This window comes from Polaribacter sp. BM10 (assembly GCF_002005425.1).
Taxonomy (GTDB): Bacteria; Bacteroidota; Bacteroidia; order Flavobacteriales; family Flavobacteriaceae; genus Polaribacter; species Polaribacter marinaquae.
This window is the reverse complement of sequence record NZ_CP019704.1, coordinates 388076-413962: the sequence shown is the minus strand read 5'-3', so window position 1 is coordinate 413962 and position 25887 is coordinate 388076. Positions and strand designations below refer to the sequence as shown.

The window sequence follows — 25887 nt, the reverse complement described above, 5'->3', positions numbered from 1 at the left end:
TTATAAGTTTAAGTATTTTTTGGCTTTTTCTAAATCTTCTGGTGTATCTATACCAACCGCCTCTACATAAGTTTCTACCATTTTTATTTTTTTACCAATTTCTTGGTATCGAATAGCTTCAATTTTTTCTGAAGCTTCTAAAGGTGTCATTGGTGTATTATAAAAATCTAATAAAGCTTGTTTTCTAAAAGCATAAACACCTTTGTGTTTATAATATTTTACATTGATGTTTTTATCTCGATGAAATGGTATAACGCTTCTAGAAAAATAAATAGCCAAATTATTTACATCTGTAATAACTTTAACGTTATTCGGATTTTCGATATCTTCTTTATTAATAATTTCTACTTTTAGCGAAGCTAAATCTATTTCTTTTTTTAAATCTTTCTTAAATACGTCTATTAATTTCTCTAACGATACTTTGTCTATAAATGGTTCGTCTCCTTGCACATTAATTACAATATCTGCGTCTAAAAACTCTACAGCTTCTGCAATTCTATCAGAGCCACATTCGTGCTCTTTTTTACTCATAATTACGTTACCGTTAGCGTTCGAAATATTTTCTTTAATTATATCTGAATCTGTTACTACATAAACCTCGTCAAATAAATTTGTATGTAAAGCAGCTTCGTATGTTCTTAAAATCACGGTTTTACCACCTAAATCTTTCATTAATTTACCCGGAAATCGAGAAGCACTATAACGTGCAGGAATCATTGCAATTACTTTCATGAATAGCTTTTTGTATGCATCAAAGATAATATTTAAATGGATAGCGTTAAACTACACTTTACAATTTTTATAATTTTGAGTGAACAAAAAAATTAATTATCATGAGAAGTATTTTGTGGCTTGTAGCCGTAGTTTTTATTATTATTTGGGCATTAGGTGTTTTAGGTATTGTACCAGGAATTGCAACTAGCAGTTTAATACATACATTATTAGTAATTGCAGTTATTGTAATTCTTTATAATATTATTTCTGGTAGAAAACCATTGTAATGTCTCTTAATATATTATAAAAATTCGGTGAGAGTTTCAGAAGAAATTATGAATATAAAACAAGATAAGATGACAACAGATAAAATTATTATTAAAAACGCATTGCTAATTACATTTTTAATTGGTGGATTTTTTCTACTATGTAAATTAGTTGGCTTAGAAGAAAACCCATATTTAAGATTTTTAAATTTAGCATTTGTATTATTTGGTATATACTTAGCCATTAAAGAAAGTGTATATAAAAATAACGAAACTAAATACACTACAAATTTAGGTATTGGTATTAGAACTTCTGTTATTGCAGTAATTCTTTCTATTATTGGCGTTGTAATTTATGTACAATTTATAAATCCTGATTTTCTAACTGTAATGAACAATTCTTTTTTAATTGGTGGTAATTTAACGTTGCCAGAAGTAGTAATTACTTTATTAATAGAAGGTATGGCATCTTCATTTATAGGTTCTTTTATTATAATGCAATTTTATAAAAACCACGACAAAGAGAATTTAAACAAATAAAAAAAACTCCCAATTGGGAGTTTTTTTTTTGGAATATATTATTTTAAATTTTATTCTGCTAATGCTTCATCTGTAGCAATTAGTGCAAAAAACTTATCTAAATTTGGTAGAATTACGATTCTCGTTCTTCTATTTTTAGCTCTATTTTCTCGTGTATTGTTTTCTACTAAAGGCATTGTAGAACCTCTACCAGATGCAATTAATCTACTACCATCTACATTGTATTTATTTTCTAATAACCTTACAATTGACGTAGCTCTTTTAACACTCAAATCCCAATTATCTTGCACAGAAGCATTGTTGATAGTTCTTGAGTCTGTATGACCTTCTATCATAACATCCATACTTGGTTCAGAATTTATAACATTAGCCAACTTTTCAACTAAACTATAAGCTCCTTTTTTTATTCTATAACTAGCAGTATTAAATAACAATTTATCAGAAACAGAAATCATTACAACTGTTTGATCAATATCTATATTTATATCATCAGAATTATTAAGATCAGAAGTATTCATCTTATTCTTTAAATTATAAGATATCGCTAAGTTTAAAGAATCTTTTAGAGTCTTAGCCTCTGCTAAATCTGTTGCATCTACTTTTGCTAGCGTTTCTATCATTCTTTCTCTAGTCTTATTTGATATTACGGCTGTATTACCAACCATATCTAATTTGATGTCATTTTCATTTTTCAAAGCAACGTTGTCACTTTTTAAAGAGTTAATTTTATCGTTATAATTAGCTACTCTTTTTTGAATTTTAGCAAATCTACCTTCTAAAGCTTCTTTTTCTAAAGTAGTTTTTTGAAGATTTCCTTTAGTGTCTATATATTGACTTTCTAAAGCAGCATATTTCTTTTTAGACACACATGATGTTGCCAATAAAGACAATGCTACAAAGGGAATAATAAGTTTTTTCATAATTTTAAGTTTTATTAATAGTTATCTTTTAAAACCTACATTTTTTCGAATTAGTATAACCCTAACTGTATTTTATAACTTTTTAACTTAAAATGTTAAAAAAACCATAATAACTTAATATTATGGTTTTTTAGAAAAATTAAAATGTATGTACGAGTTATTTAAGGGAACTTAAACTACTCTTTATTGTTTCTATTTTAGCAATAGTATCTGCTTCTTTTTTACGTTCTAAAGCAATTACTTGTTCTGGTGCATTTGCCACAAAACGTTCGTTAGAAAGCTTTTTGTTAATACCAAACAAAAAACCTTCTGCTCTTTTTAATTCTGTTTCTAACTTTTTAATTTCGGCTTCTACATCTATATTTTCTATAGAAATTGGCACAAAATATTCATTTGATTTTACTCTAAATGAAGCGCCGTCTACTTTTTCTGAAACATAGTTTATTGCTGATGCATTTGTTAATTTCTGTATAACAGCATCAAAGTCTCTAGAACTTTTATCATTATCAATTACAAATAATTCGACCACATCTTTAAATGAAATGTTCTTATCTTTTCTAATAGTTCTAATTCCTGAAACTACATCTGTAGCAAAATCGAAATTGGTAATTATTTGCGTATCAAACTCTTTAATTGTAGGATATTTGGCAATAACCAATGCTTCTTCTGATGATCTTTCTGTAATATGTTGCCAAATTTCTTCTGTTAAAAATGGCATAAACGGATGTAATACTTTTAAGTTATTTTCTAAAACCTCTATAATTGCATCAAACGTAGTTTTATCGATTGGTTTCTGATATGCAGGTTTTACAATTTCTAATAACCATGAAGAAAAATCATCATTAATTAACTTGTAAATTGCCATTAAAGCATCAGACAAACGATATTTAGAAAAATGATCTTCTATTTCTGCCAACGTTTTTTGGAACTTAGCTTCATACCATACTAATCCAATTTTAGAAGTTTCTGGTTGTGGTAAACTTGCATCTACCTCCCAACCTTTTATCAAACGAAAAGCATTCCAAATTTTATTTGCAAACCCTTTTCCTTGCTGACATAAATCTTCATCAAACATTAAATCGTTACCCGCTGCAGAACTTAATAAAAGTCCAACTCTTACTCCGTCTGCTCCATAATCATCAATTAATTTAAGTGCATCTGGCGAATTACCTAAAGATTTAGACATTTTACGTCTTTGTTTATCTCTAACTAACCCTGTTAAGTATACGTTATTAAAAGGTTTTTGATCTTTAAATTCATAACCTGCAACAATCATTCTTGCCACCCAGAAAAATAAAATATCTGGCCCAGTAACTAAATCGTTTGTTGGGTAGTAATATTTAATTTCTTCGTTCTCTGGATTTCTAATTCCGTCGAAAACAGACATTGGCCACAACCAAGAAGAGAACCAAGTATCTAAAGCATCTTCATCTTGTTTTAAATCAGACGCAGACAAAGAAGCATTTCCTGTTTTTTCTTTTGCTAAAACTAAAGCATCTTCAATATTTTCTGCAACTACAAAATCTTCTTTTCCGTCTCCGTAGAAAAAAGCAGGAATTTGTTGTCCCCACCAAAGTTGACGAGAAATATTCCAATCGCGTACATTTTCCATCCAATGACGGTAGGTATTTTCAAATTTCTTTGGATATAAGTTGATATCAGTATCATCACCTAAAACTGCTTTAATTGCAGGTTTAGCCAGTTTTTCCATCTTTAAAAACCATTGGTCAGACAATCTAGGTTCAATAACCGCTTTTGTTCTTTCTGATGTACCAACTTTGTTTGTATGAACTTCAGTTTTTACTAAAATTCCTTTTTCTGATAATTCTTGAGCAATTTCTTTACGAACGACAAATCTATCTTTCCCTTGGTAATGTAATCCGAAGGAATTTAAAGAAGCATCATCATTAAAAATATCGATTACTTCTAGATTATGTTTATCACCTAAATTCTTATCATTTTCATCGTGTGCAGGCGTAACTTTTAAACAACCTGTACCAAATTCTAAATCTACATATTCATCTTCTATAATCGGAATAATTCTTCCGCAAAGCGGCACAATTGCTTTTTTACCTTTTAAGTGTGTAAAACGCTCATCATTTGGGTTGATACAAATTGCAGTATCACCAAAAATAGTTTCTGGTCTTGTGGTTGCAATTGTTAAAGTATCATCTGAACCTTCTATTTTGTATTCTAAATAATACAAATTTCCTTGTCTTTCTTCGTGTATTACTTCTTCATCAGAAAGTGTTGTTTTGGCTTCCGGGTCCCAGTTTACCATTCTGTAACCTCTATAAATTAAACCTTTATTGTATAAATCAACAAAAACTTTAATCACAGATTCAGACATCGCTGGATCCATTGTAAACGCAGTTCTTTCCCAATCACAAGAAGCACCTAACTTCTTTAATTGTTCTAAAATAATTCCTCCATATTCATCTTTCCAATCAAAAGCATGTTGTAAGAATTCTTCACGAGTTAGATCGCTTTTTTTAATTCCTTGCTCTTTTAATTTAGCAACAACTTTTGCTTCTGTTGCAATAGATGCGTGATCTGTACCAGGTACCCAACAAGCATTTTTACCTAATAAACGTGCACGTCTAATTAAAACATCTTGTATTGTATTATTTAGCATGTGCCCCATATGTAATACTCCGGTTACGTTTGGTGGCGGAATCACGATTGTGTAAGGCTCTCTTTCATCTGGCGTTGAATGAAAATAATTATTTTTCATCCAGTAATCGTACCATTTATCTTCTACTTGTTTTGCATCGTATTTAGATGGAATTGTCATACTTTGGTATCCTTTTTGATATATAATTCACAAAAATACAATTATCTATTTTGTAGAGAAAATTAGTAGTTGATTTTTTAAAACAAATTATAAAGCTTAATTTTACACTTTAAAATATTAAATATGAAACTTTTAACAACCTTTATCTTATTTTTATTTGTCTCTTTTCCTATAAACTCACAAGAATTTAAGTTTGAAACAGAGTCTATTAACTATGGTAAAGTTAGTAAAGGCGCTAACGGTGAGCGAGTTTTTGTATTTACAAATATTGGCGATGCACCCTTAATTATTAAGAACATACAATCTTCTTGTGGTTGCACTGTGCCTAAAAAACCAGAAAAACCAATTATGCCAGGTGAAAAAGGAGAAATTAAAGTTTCTTATGATACAAAAAGAGTTGGTGGTTTTTCTAAACAAATTACAATTTTCTCTAATGCAAAAACTGCTAGAAAAACTTTAAAAATTAGAGGTTTTGTCGATAAAAAAGAGTTCTTAGAAAAAGAGAAAAGCATGCTTTCTGGCAATTAGATTCTTTTTTCTAATCGAAATTGAAATGTTTTTTTAGAACCGTATCTTAGAACTGAAATTGTAATTTTTTTATTGGCTCTTTCTTGCATTTTACTTACAATTTCATTTAGTTTATATGAGTGAACGGGCTTTCTATTAATACTTGAGAGAATATCACCTGGTTGCAAACCTGCCCTATCTGCTGGCGAGTTTTTTACAACATTTTTAATAATGTAAGAAGGCTTAAATTTATACCTGTAATTCGCTACAAAAGAAATTGTATTATTTGTTTGAATATCATTATTAAAAGAATCTGAAACAGGTTTAATAATCTCTTCTTTAACTAACTGTTTACCATTATAAACAATATCTAAACCACTCATATTATAATTAAAATCACTTTTAAAAGAAGCGTTTTTTCTAAGCGTAATTTTTTTATTTGGGTAATCTATCCAAACCATAAACCTCTTTAAAATATTACCCCCAATACTGCCATTTCTTTCTTTTAACATACTTGCATTTTGTGTAGAAAGAGAATCTAGAAAAGATACCGTAGGGCTTTTAATTTCATATTTACCAATTATTAGTTTTGGTATTCTACTTCTGTTACCATAAATAGACCCGCTTAAACCTTCACCTAACAAATCATTAAAATATTTTAAAGGTGTTTTTATTTCGGCTTTAGAATTTTCGAAAAGCCATATTGCATCGCTTCCTCCTGAATCTACCAACATTTTAACAGGAGTTTGAACATTTTTAACTGTATCTAATTGCACATCAACCTCAACAAATGGTTTTTTTCTATAAAATTGTATGGGCAGAACTTCGCACTTTTTACATCGTTTATATTTAAAGGAGTCTGGGTTATAAAAGTCTATTTTTTTAGTTTTGTAATTTATTCTCACTACAAAATCTTTTAATAAATTATAGCCTATTATACCGTGTATTGTAGTTCCCATTTTACTAGATAAATCAAAAAAATCTTTTAAAATAACATAAACAGATTCATTATTACCAATCGCATCTTTAACCTGTAATTTATTATTTCTAGAAATAATAGCTTCTACAGATTCTCCATCACCCAAACCTCTTAAAGATACTTTTTCTGGTTTTAGCAGACCAATACTGTCATTTTCTGAAAGATTAAAAATTATGGTTTTATTTACTCCAGTATCAAGAATAAAACTCATTTTCTTGTTATTGATATACAGCGGAATTACAACTAAATTATTTATTAATTCAAAAGAAAGACGTTGTTTTTTTTGAGACGTATTTTTAAACCGAAATCCGTTTTGAGAATGACAAGTAAAAGTCAAAAAAAACAAAATAAAAATTATCAAAAGCGAATTATTATTCAAGTTATTTTAGTTTAGGTATTTATAAAAATACAATATTTTTTTTGCTGATTATTCTTTTTTTAACTAAAAATTAGCCTTAAACTTTCAATAATATAATTCTTAATATAAAATATATTTTGCAAATTTGCATTGATAAAAATTACAACAATATATTATGCCTTCAATATCTAATAAAGGAATACAAATGCCAGAATCGCCAATTAGAAAATTGGTACCATATGCAGAAGATGCTAAAAAAAGAGGAGTTAAGGTTTTTCATTTAAATATAGGTCAACCAGATATTAAAACACCTCAAGTAGCTTTAGATGCTGTTAAAAACAATACTTTAGAAACACTTTCTTATGCAAGGTCTGAAGGTTCTGAAGAATATAGAAATAAGTTAGCAAACTATTATGTAAAGAACAACATACCAGTTAACTCAAGCAATATAGTAGTTACAACAGGTGGTTCAGAAGCATTATTATTTACAATTGGAAGTATTACAGATCCAGGAGACGAAATTATTATTCCAGAACCATTTTACGCAAACTATAATGGTTTTTCTACAGCTTCTGGTGTAAGTGTTGTACCCGTTATCTCTAGTATAGATGACAATTTTGCACTACCAAAAATAGAAGATTTCGAGAAGTTAATTACAGCTAAAACCAAAGCTATATTAATATGTAACCCAGGTAACCCAACCGGTTATTTATATTCTGAAGAAGAAATAATAAAATTAAAAGAAATTGTTTTAAAACACGATTTATTTTTAATTGCTGATGAAGTTTATAGAGAATTTACTTACGATGGTTTAAATCATACATCTGTACTTTCTATCGATGGGTTAGAAAATAATGCAATTGTAATAGATTCTGTATCTAAGAGATATAGTATGTGTGGTGCAAGAATTGGTTGTATTGTATCAAAAAATGAAGAGTTCATAAAAACTGCGGTAAAATTTGCACAAGCAAGATTGAGCCCGCCAACATATGCATTAATTGCAAGTGAAGCTGCTTTAGACACACCACAGTCTTATTTTGATGATGTAAAAGAAGAATATGTTTCTAGAAGAAATATTTTAATTTCTGAATTACAAAAAATTGATGGCGTAAAAGTTGCGAACCCAAAAGGTGCTTTTTATTGTGTTGCAGAATTACCCGTAAAAGATTCTGATCATTTTGCGCAATGGATTCTTGAAAGCTTTAATCATAATAACGAAACAGTTATGGTGGCACCGGCAAGCGGCTTTTATTCTACTGCAGGCGAAGGTAAAAATCAAGTAAGAATTGCTTATGTATTAAATGAAAAAGATTTAAAAAGATCTGTAGAAATTTTAGCAGAAGCATTAAAACAATATCAAAACTAGTTGAATATTCAACAAAACATATCCTTAAAAAAGTATAATACGTTTGGCATTTCTGTAAATGCCAAACGCTTTATATCTGTAGATTCTGTTTATTTATTGCAACAAATTTTAAAGCAAGAAAAAGATATTTTTTTAATTTCTGGTGGTAGCAATATGTTACTTACTAAAAATATTGAAAAACTAGTAGTTCATATAGATTTTAAAGGTATTTCTATTGATAGAGAAGATGAAAACAATGTTTATTTAACTGTTAATGCAGGAGAAAATTGGCACGAATTTGTCTTATGGACTATTAACAATGATTATGGTGGAATAGAAAATTTATCTTTAATTCCTGGAAATGTTGGCACATGCCCAATTCAGAATATTGGTGCATATGGAGTTGAAGTAAAAGATGTAATTACTAAAGTTGAAGCTCTAGAAATTGAAACAGGAAAACTAGTTAGTTTTTCTAACGAAGTTTGTGATTTTGGCTACAGAAACTCAATATTTAAAAACGAAGAAAAAGGTAAGTACGTTATTGTAGCAGTTAGCTTTAAGCTTACAAAAAACAAGCATACTTTAAATACTTCTTATGGAGCAATTGAAACTGAGCTTGAAGCAAAAAATATAGTTTCGCCAAGTTTACAAGATGTTTCTAATGCAGTAATTACCATAAGAAAATCTAAATTACCAGATCCTAAAGAAATTGGTAACAGTGGTAGCTTTTTTAAAAACCCTGTAATTTCTAAAGATCAATTCTTAGAACTTCAAAAAGAAAACCCAAACATACCTAATTACCCAGTTTCCGATACAGAAATTAAAGTTCCTGCAGGTTGGTTAGTAGAACAAAGTGGTTTTAAAGGAAAACGTTTTGGAGATGCTGGAATACATGAAAAACAAGCATTAGTTTTAGTAAATTACGGTAATGCTTCTGGTAAAGAAATTTATTTATTAGCTCAAAAAATTCAAGAAAAAGTATTTAAAAACTTTGGAATTTCATTAGAAATTGAAGTGAATGTAATTACATAAAAAAAGCCTTAAATAATTAAGGCTCTCTTCAACAATATTCCCCAAAACAATACCTACTTCTCTTTCTTTAAGGTTTTTATATCTTCAATTAACTGCATAACAGAATTTTTATTCAAACCGTTATAAATACCTCTAATGTGTTTGTTTTTATCAATTAAGACAAAGTTTTCTGTGTGTAAAAAATCGTCTAATCCTTTAGGTTCTCCTAAATTTTCTTCTACAAAATAGGCTTGTCTTCCTAAATCGTAAATTTCTTTTTTATTACCAGTTACTAAATGCCAATTTTTACCAATATTTTTGTCTAATGCGTATTTTTTTAATTGTGCAACCGAATCTATTAAAGGCGTAACAGAATGAGATAAAAATAATACCGTAGTATCGTTTTTAAATTTATCTGCAACTATACTCATATTTGCCGTCATTTTAGGACAAATACCAGGACAAGTTGTAAAGAAAAAATCTGCCACATAGATTTTATTTTTAAATGTATTCTGATTAACTACACGACCATCTTGATTAATAAAATTAAAATCTGGAATGCTATGAAAATCATCTAAATCTGTATCTAAAGATGATAACCATTTAGGAGTAAAAGATGCTTCATTATAAAAAGGCAATACATTTACCCTACTAGACATTTTTTCTTTATTGTTACTTTTACAGCTTATCATAATGATAAAACCAATTAATAAAAAAAATCTATTTAACATTTTCTATAATTTTTTCGTTAGATAATTGATAGCATAAATTAGCTCTTTGCAAACCAAATGCTCTACCATTTTTAGCTTCGTAGTTAACATATATTTTTCCATTTTTTAACCAAGCTTGTTGTAAACCATTCTCTTTACCATCTTTTAAGTTCTTTTTTTTTGACAATTGTCCATTTTCAAACCAAACTTGTTCTATCCCATGTTTTTTACCATTTAGATACTTAGATTCAGAAAAGATTTTACCCGAAGAATAGTACTTTATTTTTGTTCCTTCTAAAACATTTTTATTATAATATGATTTAGTTTTTACGGTACCATCTTTAAAAAACTTATATGCTAAACCTTCTTTTTTTCCGTTATAGTAACCTATTTTTTCAGATAATGATGAATTACTATAATATTTTACAGCAAATCCATTAAAAGGATTATCCATGTAAAACCACTGCCCTTTTTCTTTGATTAATTCTAATTTATTTTTATCAACTAGAAAATTTTTAATTTCTTTTTTAGATGTTGTTTTAACAGAAGTTTTATTACAGCTACTAAGAGCCAAAATAACGATAAGTAATATTCTAGTTAACTGCATTTGGGGTTCCTTGATAGGGTCCTGCAAAAAGTATGTACCTACCTGTACTTGCATACAACTCATTGATAATATGATAATGATATTCTGCAATATCTGTATGTTGCGTAGTACTTACATGTCCGCCAGAACTATCTAAATCTGTTGGATATGTTCCTGTAGAGTTACACTTTCTACCATAAATAAAAAAACCATCAGAAATAATACCATTTAATTTATCGTCGTCATCAGAAAAAGCCAAAGGTTCTAAATGATAATGATAATTTGAAGGGCCAATGTGTGCACCAGAGTAATCTAAACTTCCTGCTGCAGAATCTAAAGGTCCATTGCCTTCTTGATCATTGTATAAAAAAGCACCGCTAATTGCAATACCAATAGCGCCTAATTGGGTATTAGATGTTGAGTTGGCTTTACTAGGATTTGCTGGTACGGTTAAAGAAGCAGAATTATCTCGCCCAGATGTATCTATTCTGGTTGGTGTCATTTTATCTGTACTAGTTACAGTTGGTGCTACATATAATGGATGATTTTCACTCCAATATGGTGTTTTATGATTTGGTAAACCCGTGGTTTCGATTACAACGTTAGAACCTTGTAAATAAATATCTGTTTCTGTTGTATCAAACTCTGCAAATGCACTATGAAGTGTTACTTCAATTTCTTCAATTTCTTCTACTTCTTCTACTGATACAGCACCTTCTGAAGAGCTACATGCAAAACTGTAGAATATAATTACTGCTAAAAGAGCTATTTTTTTTACGATTTTAAATCTCATATTAATGTATTTTAAAAGTTATATATATTTTAGATGCAATTAATTAAAAAAACTTGTGCTTAAGTTTATATTTTTTTTAGAAAAAAGCCTCGTAATTGCTTACGAAGCCTTTAATCAACTAACCAAACTCAAATCAAATTTTATTTTTTTTTATTTTCTTGTGTACATATTTTATTAATTTCTTGGTCTTTCTCTTCTTTCTGGTTTTGGTGCATTTTTTAACTCCTTTTTAGATAGAAAACCATCTTCATTAGTATCGATTTTCTTAAAATCTTTTTTCAACGGACCTTTAGCTTCCTTTAAAGAAATTTTACCGTCTTCATTAACATCTAAATCTTTTAAAATTTTAGCTATTGATGGCGGCCCTTTTGGTTTCTCTCTTCTTTCTTCCTCTTGGGCATAAGTTATAGATGTTGTTAAAACTATTACTGCTAAAGATGTTACTATTTTGTTTTCTAAATTCTTCATTTTTATAAGTTTTTACTTGTTTTGAATATTTAGATGCAGGTATTAAAAAAAACTTGTATGCGTTAACTTTATTTTAACAAAAAGCCTTATTTCTAATTTAGAAATAAGGCTTTTTGAATATAATTAAAAACAAAAATTATCTTGGTGGTGGTCGGTTTCCTCTATTTTGAGGTGGCATTCTACCGTCTCTTGGTGGTGGCATTTTATTATTGCCATGTATAGCTTTTCTAACAATCTTTTCTAATTTATCTTTCTGTTCTTGTGAACACAAATCACGAACCTTATTAAAAAAAGAAAATACTTCTAACTCTTTTTTACCTTCTAAAGAGCCTATTTCTTTAGCTATTAATTCCACTTCTTGTTCTAATATCCCAAAAGAATTGAATAATTTATTTTTATTATTTTTTACCTGTTCCTCTAAACTTCTCATCTTTTCTCTATGAGACGTATCTAAAACCAAAAATTCTTTTTCTTGATCTTTGGTAAAATTTAATTCTTCTATAAGAAAATCTCTACCACGTCTTTCGTTTTCTTTAATGTGCGGTTTATTGATTAGCATAAAAATAAGTACGCCGTTTAAAACGACCAACAGCAATAATAAAATAGGAAGTAATTTTGATTTCATCTTTTATTAATTTAAATAAGAATTACTTGTAGACTCTAAAGAATACTCTTGAGAAAATGTATCTACAGAGTAATTTGTCGTTTTTTCTGATGAATTAAAAGCGTAAAAAATAGTTGCTGCATTTAAAAACAGAATTACCAAAACAGCAGCCAATTGAAATTGAGGAGTAAGCCAAGAGAAAACCTTTTCTTTTTCTTCTTTATCTTCATTTATTTTTTGAAGAATTTGATGTTTAAAATAAGGACTTACTTTCACTTTTTCTATGGTTTCTATAGCCATAAAAGTATCTTCAACTTTCTTATCTATTTCTTTATTTTTCATTTTTAACACTTTATTAAAATAAACATGTACCTATTTAGATGCAAACTTTTGTAAAAACTTGCGCCTAAATATCATTTTTATAAAATTTTGTTAATTTTTCTTGTAAACTCTTTTTTGCCCTAAACATTAAAGACTCAACAGATGATAAACTTTTACCTGTAATCTCTACAATTTCTTGATAACTTTTATCATCAATTTTAGCTAATGTAAAAACTACTCTTTGTGCTTCGGGCAAGGTATTTATAGCTTTGTAAATAGTTACTGATTTTTCTTTATTTTCTAATAAAACACCCGGATGGTTAAATTCTGTAAAATAGCTAGTTTTATCTAATGGCACTTCATTACCAAAAATGGTTTGCATAAAAGCAAAACGTTTTTTAGCATTCTTTTTTCTGATAAATTCTAAACACTTATTTGTAGCTATTTTAAAAATCCAAGTAGATAATTTAGAATCTCCTTTAAATTTGGCTATAGATTTAAAAACTTCTAAGAAAACTTCTTGCGCAACATCTTCTGCATCTTCTTTATTTGGAATAAAAGAGATACAGGTACCAAAAACTTTCTGTTGATAATCATCGATAACTTGACTAAAAACTTTCTGATTTCCAGATTTTAATGCTTCTATTAAATTTTCTTCGGTCAATAGTTTTTAATTTCTAATAAGTAAACATACAAAAAAAGACTGCTTTACAGAGCAGTCTTTTTTATTTAATCTCTAAAGATCTTTTATTTTGTCATTGTAACTATTCTCTGTGGTAATGGTGCTTCGAAACCTGCTTTACCTAAAGCTTCTACAACAGCTTGTCTGGTATCCCAATAAACATCCCAATAATTTTCACAATTTACATAAGGCAATGCTAATAACTCAACACTATTTTGTCCTAAATTATTTACAGCAACTCTTGGTTTGTTTGCACCTTCTTGTAAAACGTTTTTATCTTTATTTAAAATATCTAAAACAATCTCTTTAGCTTTTGAAATATCAGCATCATATCTAATAGCAAAAGGCATATCGATACGTAAATTACCAATTTTAGTTAAATTAGTTATTTTGTTAGATGTTATAGCAGAGTTTGGTATAATTTCTGTTTCATTCTGAAAAGTTTCTATAACTGTTACAAAAACAGAAATTTCTTTTACAAAACCAAAAGCACCGTTTGTTTTAATTAAATCACCAACCTTAAACGGCTTAAAAACAAGTAGCATTACACCAGATGCAATATGCCCCAAAGAACCATTAAATGCTGCGCCTATAGCTAAACCAACTCCTGCCAATAACGCTGCAAAAGATGCCATTGGTAAACCTACTATACCTGCAATAGAAATAATTAATAATAATTTTAATAAAAAACCAATAGTTGTTAATAGAAATGGCTGTAAAGTTTCGTCTAAACTTGTTTTTTCAAATGCTTTAGAAACACCTTTCATAATTATTCTAATAATCCATAGTCCAATTATTAAAGCTGCTATTGCACCAATTAACTGTAAACCCCAATTTCCTAATCCAGAAGAAATTGTATTAAAAAAATTTTGTAAAGAATTTGTAATTGTATCCATTATATAGTTTTAGTTTGTTAGAAATATTTGACCCTTTAAAATTTAAAAAGTCACGATACAAAATAAGTATAAGTGATTTTTTAGGTAACAATTAGAATACGTATCTTTGCATTAGAAATATTATTTATGAAACTATTACTTATTACTTTAGCTTTATTAGGACTTGGTGTTGCAGGAATTGCAATTAAAATTTGGGCAAAAAAAGACGGTAAATTTGCAGGTACTTGTGCAAGCCAAAACCCAATGTTAAACAAATCTGGTGAATCTTGTGGCTTTTGCGGAAAAACGCCAGAACAATATGCAGATTGTGCAGAGCCTCAACATAACTAATTTAATTCTTTAAATGATTATATCTGTACTATTCTACAGTTTTGTAGTTTTTGCAGTAATTCAAATTGTATATTATTTATTTTTTACTTCTTTTCTTTTTAAAGATAAAGAACAAACAAATACTTCTAAAGAAACACCAGTTTCTGTTATAATTTGTGCTAAAAACGAAGCAAAAAACCTTAGAAAATTTATACCATCAATTTTAGAACAAACATATTCTAATTTTGAGGTTGTACTTATTAATGATGCATCTTCTGATGCTTCATCAGAAGTAATGGAAGATTTTCAAAAAAAGGATGATAGAATTAAATGTATAGAAGTCGAAAACATTGAAGCTTTTTGGGGAAATAAAAAATATGCTTTAACCCTTGGTATTAAAGCGGCAAATTACGAGCATTTATTATTTATTGATGCAGATTGTAAACCGGTTTCTAAAAACTGGATAACAGAAATGTCTAAAAATTTTAGTGAAACAAAAACTATTATAATTGGATATGGTAAGTACAAAAAAGAAAAATCTATGGTAAACTTATTTGTTCGTTTCGAGACACTTTTAACAGCAATACAATATTTTAGTTACGCCAAACTAAAAATGCCTTATATGGCAGTTGGTAGAAATTTAGCGTATGCAAAATCTGAGTTTTTTAATGTAAAGGGCTTTATAAAGCACATGCATATTAATTCTGGTGATGACGACTTGTTTATACAAGATGCAGCAAATAAAGAAAATACAAAAATTTGCACAACTAAAGATAGTTTTACAGAATCTTTGGCTCCAACAAATTTTAAAAAATGGTTTCAACAAAAAAGAAGACATATTTCTACTGCAAATTATTATAAGAAAAAACATCAGTTTTTATTAGGTCTTTTTTATATATCTAAAGTATTTTTATTTGTAACAGCAGCCTTGTTATTTATTTTATTTCCTAATTGGATTCTTATTTTATCAATTTTGCTTTCCTATTACTTTGTTCAATTTTTAGTAATTGGTTTATCAGCAAAAAAATTAGATGAACCACAACTAATTTATTTTCTTCCTTTTTTAGAAATTGGTTTATTATTCTTTCAATTTAGTATATTTATAGCTAACTTGTTATCAAAACCAAATCATTGGAAATAGATATTAAAAAATTAGAAGCAAATATTTTAAAAGCTAAAAACGGAGATCAATCTGCTTTTAGCTTTCTACTGAACCTCTATTGGTCTGATGTTTTTAATTTTTTATTAAAAAGAACAAAGAGCGAAAACGATGCAGAGGACATCGCAATACAAACGTTTTCTAAAGCTTTTGATAAAATAAAGTCTTTTGATGAAACTTATGTTTTTAAAACTTGGTTAATTACTATTTCTAAAAACATACACATCGATTTACTTCGTAAAAAAAATAGTTCTATAATTACAGAAACTTCTAAAGAACAAGAAGATAAAGTTTATTTGGTTGTTGATGAAAACCCAACACCAGAAGATAAAATCATTCGAGAACAAAATTTAGCAAATCTTTTGCGAGACATAAAACAATTAAAACCTAAATATCAAGAAGTTATACAATTACGTTATTTTCAAGAATTAAGTTATAGAGAAATTTCTGTACAAATTAACGAACCAATGAATAACGTAAAAGTTAAACTTTTGCGTGCAAAAAAACTTTTAGCTGAAATTATTAAGAAATCTTAAGTGAAAAGATCTTTTTTACAATCTTTAGGACCAGGTTTACTATTTGCAGGTGCTGCAATTGGCGTTTCGCATTTAGTACAATCTACAAGAGCTGGTGCAGAATTTGGATTTGGGTTAATTTGGGCACTTTTTTTAGTACATATTTTTAAATATCCGTTCTTTCAATTCGGACCAAGATATGCCGCTGCAACCGGAGAAACACTTTTAGACGGTTATAAAAAATTAGGGAAAGGTATTTTAGTTGCTTATTATATTATAAACTTTACAACCATGTTTACCATACAAGCTGCAGTAACAATTGTTACCGCTGGTTTAGCTTCTCAATTATTTGGTTTTACAGATAATTTAGTTTTATGGTCTACTTTTTTAATGTTTTTAAGTATCATTTTCTTACTTATTGGAAAGTATAAATTACTCGATAATGTGATGAAATACATTATAGTAATTCTTACTTTTAGTACAATTATTGCAGTTTGTGTAGCTCTTTATAACACAAAAGAAGCTTTTGATGTAACACAAATTATACCTTCTGGCGCTGTAGAACTTACCTTTTTAATTGCTTTTTTAGGATGGATGCCTGCACCTTTAGACGTTTCTATTTGGCATTCGATATGGTCTGTAGAAAAAGATGAAACTTCTTTCATAAAAACTAAGAAAAAAGATGCCGTTTTCGATTTTAATGTTGGCTATATCAGTGCGCTATTTTTAGGAATTTGTTTTGTACTCTTAGGTGCTTTGGTTATGTATAAATCCGGGGCAACTTTCTCTGATAAAGGAGGTGTATTTGCAACTCAATTAATTGAATTATACACAAAAAACCTCGGCGAGTTTTCTTACATTTTTATAGCTATAGCAGCTTTTACAACAATGTTTAGTACAACCATAACAACTTTAGATGCATCACCAAGAGCAATGGATAGAACATCTAAACTTTTATTTAATAAACCGTTTAAATTTGGTTATTGGTTTTGGATTCTCTTCTTATTTATAGGTACATTTTTGATTTTACATTTTTTTATGGATAATATGGGTTTATTAGTTAAAATTGCTACCATACTTTCATTTTTAACAGCTCCTTTTTACGCTATTTTAAACTATAAATTAATAACTAGTAACCACACACCTAAAGAACACAGACCAGGTATAATTTTAAAAATTTTAAGTTTTATTGGTTTTGCTTTTTTAATAGGTTTTACTATTTGGTTTTTAACAAGTATTTAAATCTTTTCTTCGTAAATTTGCATTTCAAATTCAATAGAAATGGCAATAGAATCTGTAATAGTACCAGAAAGACCAAAAAAACCAAAATGGCTTCGAGTAAAGTTGCCTGTTGGTAAAAAATACACAGAACTTAGAGGTTTAGTAGATAAATATAAATTAAACACAATTTGTACTAGTGGTAGCTGCCCAAACATGGGAGAATGTTGGGGAGAAGGAACTGCAACTTTTATGATTTTAGGTAATGTTTGTACACGATCTTGCGGATTTTGTGGTGTAAAAACAGGAAGACCTGAAACAGTAGAATGGGATGAACCAGAAAAAGTTGCTCGCTCTATAAAAATAATGAGCATCAAACATGCAGTAATTACATCTGTAGATAGAGATGATTTGAAAGATGGAGGTTCTATTATTTGGGCAGAAACTGTAGATGCTATTAGAAGAGCAAATCCTAAAACCACTTTAGAAACTTTAATTCCAGATTTTCAAGGAAATACAAAACAAATAGATCGAATTATAGAGGTTGCACCAGAAGTTGTATCTCATAATATGGAAACCGTTAGAAGGTTAACCAGAGAAGTTAGAATTCAGGCTAAATATGACCGAAGTTTAGGTGTTTTAAAGTATTTAAAAGAAAACGGAATGAGAACTAAAACAGGTTTAATGCTTGGTTTAGGAGAAACTGAAGAAGAAGTAATACAAACAATGAAAGATTTACGTGAAGTAAATTGTGACATCATTACGATTGGACAGTATTTACAACCAACAAAAAAACATTTACCTGTTAAAGAATTTATTACACCAGAACAGTTTAAAAAGTATGAAACTTTAGGTTTAGAAATGGGCTTTATGTTTGTAGAAAGTGGTGCATTAGTAAGATCTTCTTACAAAGCACATAAACATGCTAATTAATTTAGTTGAATTTTAAACGAATAATTATTTATATCACAATAATAAGCGAAAAACTAAAACGATTCTATAAAAAGAATCGTTTTTTTATTGCTAAAAATATAAAAATCATATTTTATTAACATTTTTCAATACTAATTTAAAGTTTGGCACAGTAGTTGCAATTATAAAAATGAAAGCAACGTAGTAAACTGTTTTCATTGTGTAAATTATTTGAATTAGTTAGTTAAAAAAAAACCATCTCTTAATTGAGATGGTTTTTTAATTTTGATAATATAAGTAATTATATTGTTTCTTTAGATTGAATTTCTTTTGCTACTTTTTCAACCTCATCTAAAACTCTTAATAAATTCCCGTTCCATAATTGTGCAATTTGCGCTTCTGTATAACCTCTTTTTACCAACTCTAAAGTTACATTTAAAGTTTCCGACGCATCATTCCAACCATCTACTCCTCCTCCACCGTCAAAATCTGAGCTGATACCGACGTGATCAATTCCTATTTTACTTATTAAGTAGTCTATATGATCTACAAAATCTGATACATTAACTGGTGAAACATCAGAAGACTTCATTTTCTCTTTCGCTTCTGCAGATAATTTTCTGTAAGTAGCTATAAAAGCATCTCTCTTTTCTGGACTTAACTTTCTTGCTTCTGCCCAAGTCATCATTTCTTCTCCTTGTGCTGCAGCTAATTCTTTTATTACTTTATTTAATTCTTCTTTATAAACTTTATCTTTTTCTGTATTTACATAAGAACTAAAAGCAACCGTTTGTACAACTCCTCCGTTCTCTTTCATCCATTGTAATTGTTCATCATCTAAATTTCTACTATGATTACATAATGCTCTTGCAGAAGAATGAGAGGCGATTATTGGCGCTTTAGACAAAGCAATCATATCTTGCATAGATTTTTTTGAAGGATGAGAAACATCAATCATAATTCCCCATTTGTTCATTTCTTTAATAACTTCTTTTCCTAGATCGCTAACACCGTTATGTAACCAAACATTATCTTTTTCTCCGGTATTAGAATCACACAGTTGACTATGTCCATTGTGAGAAAGACTCATATATCTTGCACCCAAATCGTAAAATTCTTTTACTCTAGAAACATCTGTACCCAAAGGATAAGCATTTTCTACACCAATCATTGCTACTTTTTTTCCTGATGCATAAATTTCTCTAGCTTCTTTAGAATTTACAGCCAAACCAATTCTTTCTGGAGCGATTTCTTTTGTTAATTTATGAATTGCGTTAAACTTGCTCATTGCATTTTTATACGCTTTATCATAACCTTCTTCTGTTAAATCTCCTTGACCTGTATAAACTATAAAAAATGCCACATCTAAGCCACCTTCTTCCATATTTGGCAAGTTGACTTGGTTTTTTAATTTTTGAGTATAATTGATAGAGTCGGTAAAATTAGCAACATTAATATCTACATGCGTATCTAAAGTCATTACTTTTTTGTGAATTTCTTTAGCTTTAGACAACATATTACCTGTTTTAATGTCCTCTTTTTTATTCTCTTTACAAGCAACTATTAAAGTAAGAATAAATAGAATTTTTAGGTTTTTCATTTTTTTGAATTAAGTTAGTTAATGCCTAAAGATATATAATTCTTAAAAAAACTATGTGTTAATATTTTTACAATTAACTATTTTCATTTATTTATTATCAATAAAAATGAATTTTAAACTAAAAATATTCAATAAAAACGTTTAAAGTATTTCTTTTTTAAACAATCATCAAAAAAAAAGAGCTTTCTGAATAGAAAGCTCTTTTTGTAATTTCATATTATAATTTTAAATAGCACTTATAATATCATACTTTGTAATTATATGATGATTGCCATTTTCTAAAGCCACTAATACAGCTTGATTGTCTTTATTTATCAATTTAGAAATCTCTTCTAATTTTGCAGATTTCTTAACAATAGGATATGATTTACCCATAATATCTTTAATAGGTTTATCTGCAATATCTTTATCTGAAATAAAATTGTGTAATAAAACAGATTCATCTATAGATCCAACAAAACCATTAACATCTTTTACAGGAATTTGAGAAATTTTAAAATCTCGCATTCTTTCGATTGCATGAGAAACTAATTCTTCTGTTTGTGCTGTAACTAAAGGTTTATCAGAATGATTTTTAATTAAATCTGCTGCTGTTTTAATTTCATCTTCTAAAAAACCTCTTTCGCGCATCCAATCATCATTAAACATTTTACCAACGTATCTACTACCGTGATCGTGAAACAGAACAACTACAACATCATCTTTAGTAAAATGTTCTTTTAATTGCAACATCCCTTTAATTGCAGAACCTGCAGAGTTACCAACAAAAATACCTTCTTCTTTTGCAATTTTTCTTGTGTAAACTGCGGCATCTTTATCGGTTACTTTTGTAAAACCATCAATTAATGAGAAGTCTACATTTTTTGGCAAAATATCTTCACCAATACCTTCTGTGATATAAGGATAAATTTCATTCTCATCAAAAATACCCGTTTCATGATATTTTTTAAACACAGAACCGTAAGTATCTATTCCCCAAATTTTAATATTTGGATTTTTCTCTTTTAAATATTTAGCTGTACCAGAAATAGTACCTCCAGTACCAACACCAACAACAAAATGCGTTATTTTACCAGCTGTTTGTTCCCAAATTTCTGGTCCAGTTTGCTCGTAATGTGCTGTTGCATTACTTGGGTTATCGTATTGATTTACATACCAAGAATTTGGTGTTTCTGCTCCTAATCGTTTAGAAACCGAATAATAAGATCTTGGATCTTCTGGCTCTACATTAGTTGGACAAACAATTACTTCTGCACCAACTGCACGTAAAATATCCATTTTCTCTTTAGATTGTTTATCAGAAATTACAAAAATACATTTGTAACCTTTTATAATTGCTGCTAAAGCTAAACCCATACCTGTGTTACCAGATGTACCTTCAATAATTGTTCCGCCCGGTTTTAAACGACCATCTGCTTCTGCATCTTCAATCATCTTTAAAGCCATTCTATCTTTAACAGAATTACCCGGATTAAAAGTTTCTACTTTTGCTAAAACTAAAGCATCTATTTCTTTTGTAACACTGTTTAATTGAACCAATGGTGTATTACCAATAGTTTCTAATATATTCTTTGCGTATTTCATGTCTTAAATTTCGATTACAAAGATACTTATTTTTGTGGTTTCCTTAAAAAATCACACTTTCATTACTAGCTTTTAACATTTTTTTTAAAAGTTTTAAAGATTATTTAAAATACGATTTTAAATTGAAGATAAATTACCTATTCTTATTTGGATAACCTAGAAACGTTACTAGGTTTTCGAACAAAAAATAAAAAATAGATTCTATTATAATATAATTATAAATTAAGGATGATTAAACTAAAAAACTTCTATTATACAGAGATATAAAGGCATACCAATTGTTATATTAAAAGGAAATGTTATTGCTAAAGCCATAGGAATATAAAGTCCGGGATTTGCTTTTGGTGCTGCCAATTTCATAGCTGCTGGTACCGCAATATAGGAAGCACTTGCTGCTAAGATCGACATTAACAACCTATTACCTATTTCTTCTATAAAAACACCACTTATTATAGCTACAAGACAACCGTTTATTAACGGAATTACAATGGCAAAAGATAATGTAAACCATCCTTTTTTTAACAGTGCTTTTAACTTGCCTCCACTGGTAATTCCCATATCTAATAAGAAAACAGCTAAAAAGCCTTTAAAAATATCGGTTGTAAATGGCTTAATACCTGCTGCTTGTGCATCATTGGTGAAATATCCTACAAATAAACTACCAATAATTAATATTACACTTCCGTTTGTTAAAGAATGATGTATAACACTTTTAAAAGAAGTTTTTTTCTTATTTTCTTTGTTATAAATAGAGATTAGTAAAACCCCAATAATAATAGAAGGCGCTTCCATTAATGCCATAACTGCAACCATATGACCACCAAACGGAATGTTAGACATTTCTAAAAAAGATATTGTTGTTACAAAAGTAACGGCGCTTACAGAACCATAAGCAGCCGCAATGGCTCCTGCATTTTCTACACTTAACTTTAATCGTAAAATAAAATAAGTATAAAGTGGAACTATTAATGCTAATAATACACCAAAAAGTAAAGACCAAATTATTTCTGATGTAATAATACTATGTGCTAATTCTTGCCCGCCTTTAAAACCAATAGCAAGTAATAAGTAAAGTGATATAAATTTTGACGAGTTTTCTGGTATTTTTAAATCGCTTTTTAAATTAACAGCTATCAAACCTAAAAAGAAAAATAATAATGCTGGGTTTGTTAAATTGTCTACTAAATAATGTAAATCCATAAATTAATGTTTAAGCATAAAAAAGTAGGAAAGCCTAATAATGCCATTCTTTCCTACTGTTCAAATCAAATTAAAATAAATATTACTCTTCTACTGTTATATTTATGGTGCTCGAAATTTTTATATTTTTACCATTTGCTTCTAAAGATCTTAAAAATGATTTCATGTCTGCTTGGTCATCTATTAATTCTGATATTCTAGAATTATCATAAGTACATTTATCATTTACATTACCTTCTATTTTTGATAACCTTTGTAACTTATGAAAGTTAATTTTTACGTTAACAACATTGTTTATAATCTTTAGGGCTTCACTCTTAGTAAAATTACCTTCGATTAGTTTTAACTGTTGCTCTTGTGATGTGTTTGTGTTTTTTGACATTTCTAATGTTGAATTTTCCATGATTTCTTACTTGATAATTGTGTTAAGTTTGAGTTTTTTATAAAATAAATAAGTAGTAAAATAACTTGTGATATAATTAAATCTTTTAATAAAGGACTTGTTGTTTTATATGCTAATATGTTAATAGTTGCCATAGAAATGATTACTATAAATTGTAAAAATTTAATTAATTGTGCTTTAGTTACCTGAATTACAACATCATTGTTATAAGGCTTTATTTGTCTTGATGGTTTAATTACTGTTTGACTCATGGTTTATTTTTTTCACAAAGAAATAAGATTTATTTCATATATTTTTATTTATATTTATTATGTTATATATTAAAATAATTTATGAACTACACTTTACATCAGTTAGAAATTTTTAAGAAAATAGCAGAAGTAAAAAGCGTAACAAAAGCATCTGAACAGCTTTTTTTAACTCAACCAGCAGTTTCTATTCAGCTTAAAAACTTTCAAGATCAATTTAATTTACCATTATTTGAAGTTGTTGGTAGAAAGCTATACATAACAGAATTTGGAGAAGAAATAGCAGAAACTGCCATTAAAATTTTAGATCAAGTAGCTTCAATTAATTACAAATCGGCTCTTTTTGAAGGTAAATTGGCAGGTAAATTAAAAATATCGATTGTTTCTACTGCAAAATATGCAATGCCATATTTCTTATCAGACTTTATAAAAAAAAATGAAATGATAGATTTAACTATGGATGTTACTAATAAAATGTCTGTAATTAGAAGTTTAGAAAATAACGAATGTGATTTTGCAATGGTGTCTACAATTCCTAAAAAATTAAATATAGAGCGTATTGCTCTAATGAAAAATAAGTTATTTTTTGTTTCTAATAAAAATTACATTTTTGATAGAAAAAAATTAAAAACAGAGTTAAATAAAACTCCATTTATTTTTAGAGAACAAGGTTCTGCAACTAGATTAGCAATGGAAAGATATTTAACAAAAAATAAAATTCAAATACATAAAAAGATGGAGCTAACCTCTAACGAGGCAGTTAAACAAGCGGTAATTGCAGGATTAGGAATTTCTATTATGCCTATAATTGGTATTAAAAACGAACTTCAGAAAGGAGATTTAAAAATTTTAGATATTAAAGATTTACCAATAGAAACAACTTGGAATCTAATTTGGTTAAAATCTAAAAACCTATCGTCTGTTGCAAAAGCATTTAAACAGCATATCGAAGAGAACAAAAATATTATTATTGAAAATAACTTTAATTGGTTTTCTAATTAATAATTAAGCGAACTTAATCGATTTTGAAGGGTTAATTTTTGTGATAATATAAGATGGGATAATCAACATTAAAAAACATAAAATTAATGTCCCAATATTTAATGCTAAAATTGCACCAATACTTATATGTACAGGCATTACAGAAACGTAATATGTTTCTGGATTTAATGTAATTAGTTTGAAAAAGTGTTGTGTACCAATAATTGATAAACCTATAATATTTCCCCAGAAAAGACCTTTTAAAATTAAATAAGAAGCGTTGTATAGAAAAATCTTTCTTATACTAGAATTACTACTTCCTAAAGCTTTTAAAATACCAATCATTTGCACACGTTCTAATATTAAAACAAGCAAAGCCGTAATCATATTTATGCCTGCAATTAGAATCATTATTGCAATAATAAACCAAACATTATTGTCAAATAATTTAATCCAATCGAATACTGTCGGGTAAATATCTGTAATCGTTTTTGCATTAAGCGTTAAACTTACTTCGCTATAAATTTCTTCTCCTTTTGCTTCTATATCATCAAAACTATTTAAAACAACTTCAAAACCACCAACTTGGTTCTCTGTCCATTTATTTAATTTTTGAACTTCTCTAATATCTCCAATCATCATATTTTCATCAAACTGCATAAAACCAGAATTGTAAATACCAACAACTTGGTATTTTCTATTAGATGGAAGCTTATTTTGCCTAGATTTTAAAAATGACGCAGAAATTGTGTCATTTAATTTTAATTGAAGTCTATTTACAATTGTTTGTGATAATAACACCCCTTTTGTTCTTGGTAACGTAAAATCTGGCAATCTACCTTCAACTAAATACTCGTTAAATATAGACCAATCATAATCCGAAGAAACTCCTTTAAAAACAACACCTTCAAAAGCTGTATCTGTTCTTAAAAGACCGCCTTTACTAGCATAAACTTGCACGTTTTTAATGCCATTGATATTTTTAAATTCCGGATAAAAATCTTGCTCAATATCTATAGGCGTTGTAGAGACATCAGAGTTGTTATTATCATAATTTACAATTTGAACGTGACCTTTAAAACCAGCCATTTTATCCCGAATTTTGGTTTGTAAACCTGCGGCTGTTGCTACAGCAATTAGCATAATAATCATACCTAACGCAATTGCAGCAATTGCAATTTTTATTATTGGCGCTGAAATGCTATTTTTATACTTTTTACCTGCAATAATGCGTTTGGCTATATATAACTCGTAATTCAAATTG

Annotated in this window: 29 protein-coding genes; 11 read left to right on the top strand and 18 right to left on the bottom strand. The window is 28.5% G+C overall.

Annotated features, from left to right (window positions below; all coding sequences use genetic code 11):
- Positions 1–732, bottom strand: a complete 732-nt coding sequence (gene kdsB / locus BXQ17_RS01740; RefSeq protein ID WP_077808972.1) for a 3-deoxy-manno-octulosonate cytidylyltransferase — start codon at positions 730–732, stop codon at positions 1–3.
- Between the two features lie 101 nt (positions 733–833).
- On the opposite strand from kdsB, the gene BXQ17_RS14410 reads away from it, so the two are divergent.
- Together BXQ17_RS14410 and BXQ17_RS01735 are read left to right on the top strand one after the other, a co-directional pair.
- Entirely contained in the window at positions 834–1001 is a 168-nt protein-coding gene (locus BXQ17_RS14410; RefSeq protein WP_149025846.1) for a lmo0937 family membrane protein, read from the top strand.
- Between the two features lie 48 nt (positions 1002–1049).
- Entirely contained in the window at positions 1050–1520 is a 471-nt protein-coding gene (locus BXQ17_RS01735; RefSeq protein WP_254712398.1) for a DUF4199 domain-containing protein, read from the top strand.
- Between the two features lie 50 nt (positions 1521–1570).
- Here the strand turns inward: BXQ17_RS01735 and BXQ17_RS01730 are convergent, their stop codons facing one another.
- Both BXQ17_RS01730 and BXQ17_RS01725 read right to left on the bottom strand, forming a co-directional pair.
- Positions 1571–2440, bottom strand: coding sequence for a flagellar motor protein MotB (locus BXQ17_RS01730; protein WP_077808971.1), 870 nt, complete (start codon positions 2438–2440; stop codon positions 1571–1573).
- A 157-nt stretch (positions 2441–2597) separates the two neighbouring features.
- A complete protein-coding gene (locus tag BXQ17_RS01725; RefSeq protein WP_077808970.1) occupies positions 2598–5234 on the bottom strand; it encodes a valine--tRNA ligase in 2637 nt (878 codons plus the stop codon).
- Between the two features lie 123 nt (positions 5235–5357).
- Between BXQ17_RS01725 and BXQ17_RS01720 the strand changes: the two genes are divergently transcribed.
- Positions 5358–5762 carry a DUF1573 domain-containing protein gene (locus BXQ17_RS01720; RefSeq protein ID WP_077808969.1) on the top strand — a complete coding sequence of 135 codons (405 nt, stop codon included), beginning with the start codon at positions 5358–5360 and terminating at the stop codon, positions 5760–5762.
- Here the strand turns inward: BXQ17_RS01720 and BXQ17_RS01715 are convergent.
- Positions 5759–6931 carry a PDZ domain-containing protein gene (locus tag BXQ17_RS01715; protein WP_254712397.1) on the bottom strand — a complete coding sequence of 391 codons (1173 nt, stop codon included), beginning with the start codon at positions 6929–6931 and terminating at the stop codon, positions 5759–5761. The two genes, BXQ17_RS01720 and BXQ17_RS01715, sit on opposite strands and share 4 nt — an antisense overlap.
- A 322-nt stretch (positions 6932–7253) precedes the next feature.
- Here BXQ17_RS01715 and BXQ17_RS01710 point away from each other — a divergent pair, with 322 nt between their 5' ends.
- Positions 7254–8444, top strand: a complete 1191-nt coding sequence (locus BXQ17_RS01710) for a pyridoxal phosphate-dependent aminotransferase (protein WP_077808967.1) — start codon at positions 7254–7256, stop codon at positions 8442–8444.
- A complete protein-coding gene (gene murB / locus BXQ17_RS01705) occupies positions 8445–9455 on the top strand; it encodes a UDP-N-acetylmuramate dehydrogenase (protein WP_077808966.1) in 1011 nt (336 codons plus the stop codon).
- 53 nt (positions 9456–9508) lie between these two features.
- Here the strand turns inward: murB and BXQ17_RS01700 are convergent, their stop codons facing one another.
- The 8 genes from BXQ17_RS01700 to BXQ17_RS01665 all read right to left on the bottom strand — a co-directional run bounded on the left by BXQ17_RS01700 (position 9509) and on the right by BXQ17_RS01665 (position 14494).
- Positions 9509–10165 (bottom strand): SCO family protein, encoded by a 657-nt coding sequence (locus BXQ17_RS01700; protein ID WP_077808965.1) that lies wholly within the window; start codon positions 10163–10165, stop codon positions 9509–9511.
- Complete coding sequence (locus BXQ17_RS01695) at positions 10155–10751, bottom strand: toxin-antitoxin system YwqK family antitoxin (protein WP_077808964.1); 597 nt, start codon at positions 10749–10751, stop codon at positions 10155–10157. The genes BXQ17_RS01700 and BXQ17_RS01695 overlap by 11 nt, the downstream gene beginning before the upstream one ends.
- Complete coding sequence (locus BXQ17_RS01690) at positions 10738–11523, bottom strand: YHYH protein (RefSeq protein WP_077808963.1); 786 nt, start codon at positions 11521–11523, stop codon at positions 10738–10740. Before BXQ17_RS01690 ends, BXQ17_RS01695 begins: the two co-directional genes overlap by 14 nt.
- Before the next feature lie 174 nt (positions 11524–11697).
- On the bottom strand, positions 11698–11991 hold the full coding sequence (locus BXQ17_RS01685) for a hypothetical protein (protein ID WP_077808962.1): 294 nt from the start codon (positions 11989–11991) through the stop codon (positions 11698–11700).
- A 136-nt stretch (positions 11992–12127) separates the two neighbouring features.
- A complete protein-coding gene (locus tag BXQ17_RS01680; protein ID WP_149025845.1) occupies positions 12128–12616 on the bottom strand; it encodes a hypothetical protein in 489 nt (162 codons plus the stop codon).
- Positions 12617–12622: 6 nt separating this feature from the next.
- Positions 12623–12937, bottom strand: a complete 315-nt coding sequence (locus BXQ17_RS01675) for a hypothetical protein (RefSeq protein ID WP_149025844.1) — start codon at positions 12935–12937, stop codon at positions 12623–12625.
- A gap of 64 nt (positions 12938–13001) precedes the next feature.
- Complete coding sequence (locus tag BXQ17_RS01670; protein WP_077808959.1) at positions 13002–13580, bottom strand: RNA polymerase sigma factor; 579 nt, start codon at positions 13578–13580, stop codon at positions 13002–13004.
- Positions 13581–13663: 83 nt separating this feature from the next.
- The gene (locus BXQ17_RS01665; RefSeq protein ID WP_077808958.1) at positions 13664–14494 is read right to left on the bottom strand and encodes a mechanosensitive ion channel family protein; all 831 of its coding nucleotides are present in this window, start codon (positions 14492–14494) and stop codon (positions 13664–13666) included.
- A gap of 126 nt (positions 14495–14620) precedes the next feature.
- On the opposite strand from BXQ17_RS01665, the gene BXQ17_RS01660 reads away from it, so the two are divergent.
- From BXQ17_RS01660 to lipA, 5 genes are read left to right on the top strand one after another with little or no spacing between them, the layout of a single operon-like run.
- Complete coding sequence (locus tag BXQ17_RS01660; RefSeq protein WP_077808957.1) at positions 14621–14824, top strand: membrane or secreted protein; 204 nt, start codon at positions 14621–14623, stop codon at positions 14822–14824.
- Between the two features lie 13 nt (positions 14825–14837).
- Positions 14838–15944 (top strand): glycosyltransferase, encoded by a 1107-nt coding sequence (locus tag BXQ17_RS01655; protein ID WP_077808956.1) that lies wholly within the window; start codon positions 14838–14840, stop codon positions 15942–15944.
- The gene (locus BXQ17_RS01650; RefSeq protein ID WP_077808955.1) at positions 15935–16498 is read left to right on the top strand and encodes an RNA polymerase sigma factor; all 564 of its coding nucleotides are present in this window, start codon (positions 15935–15937) and stop codon (positions 16496–16498) included. Before BXQ17_RS01655 ends, BXQ17_RS01650 begins: the two co-directional genes overlap by 10 nt.
- Positions 16499–17719 carry an Nramp family divalent metal transporter gene (locus BXQ17_RS01645; protein WP_077808954.1) on the top strand — a complete coding sequence of 407 codons (1221 nt, stop codon included), beginning with the start codon at positions 16499–16501 and terminating at the stop codon, positions 17717–17719.
- Positions 17720–17758: 39 nt separating this feature from the next.
- Entirely contained in the window at positions 17759–18628 is an 870-nt protein-coding gene (gene lipA, locus BXQ17_RS01640; protein WP_077808953.1) for a lipoyl synthase, read from the top strand.
- 280 nt (positions 18629–18908) lie between these two features.
- Here the strand turns inward: lipA and BXQ17_RS01635 are convergent, their stop codons facing one another.
- The 5 genes from BXQ17_RS01635 to BXQ17_RS01615 all read right to left on the bottom strand — a co-directional run bounded on the left by BXQ17_RS01635 (position 18909) and on the right by BXQ17_RS01615 (position 23645).
- On the bottom strand, positions 18909–20207 hold the full coding sequence (locus BXQ17_RS01635) for a dipeptidase (protein ID WP_077808952.1): 1299 nt from the start codon (positions 20205–20207) through the stop codon (positions 18909–18911).
- A gap of 225 nt (positions 20208–20432) precedes the next feature.
- Entirely contained in the window at positions 20433–21791 is a 1359-nt protein-coding gene (locus BXQ17_RS01630; protein WP_077808951.1) for a pyridoxal-phosphate dependent enzyme, read from the bottom strand.
- A gap of 237 nt (positions 21792–22028) precedes the next feature.
- Positions 22029–22991: a sodium-dependent bicarbonate transport family permease gene (locus BXQ17_RS01625; protein ID WP_077808950.1), complete on the bottom strand. Its 963-nt coding sequence runs from the start codon at positions 22989–22991 to the stop codon at positions 22029–22031.
- 82 nt (positions 22992–23073) lie between these two features.
- On the bottom strand, positions 23074–23394 hold the full coding sequence (locus tag BXQ17_RS01620; RefSeq protein ID WP_254712396.1) for a hypothetical protein: 321 nt from the start codon (positions 23392–23394) through the stop codon (positions 23074–23076).
- Positions 23376–23645 (bottom strand): hypothetical protein, encoded by a 270-nt coding sequence (locus BXQ17_RS01615; RefSeq protein ID WP_077808949.1) that lies wholly within the window; start codon positions 23643–23645, stop codon positions 23376–23378. Before BXQ17_RS01615 ends, BXQ17_RS01620 begins: the two co-directional genes overlap by 19 nt.
- A gap of 81 nt (positions 23646–23726) precedes the next feature.
- Between BXQ17_RS01615 and BXQ17_RS01610 the strand changes: the two genes are divergently transcribed.
- Positions 23727–24644: a LysR family transcriptional regulator gene (locus tag BXQ17_RS01610; RefSeq protein WP_077808948.1), complete on the top strand. Its 918-nt coding sequence runs from the start codon at positions 23727–23729 to the stop codon at positions 24642–24644.
- A gap of 3 nt (positions 24645–24647) precedes the next feature.
- On the opposite strand, the gene BXQ17_RS01605 is transcribed toward BXQ17_RS01610, so the two are convergent.
- Positions 24648–25883 carry an ABC transporter permease gene (locus BXQ17_RS01605; RefSeq protein ID WP_077808947.1) on the bottom strand — a complete coding sequence of 412 codons (1236 nt, stop codon included), beginning with the start codon at positions 25881–25883 and terminating at the stop codon, positions 24648–24650.
- Positions 25884–25887 lie beyond the last annotated feature (4 nt).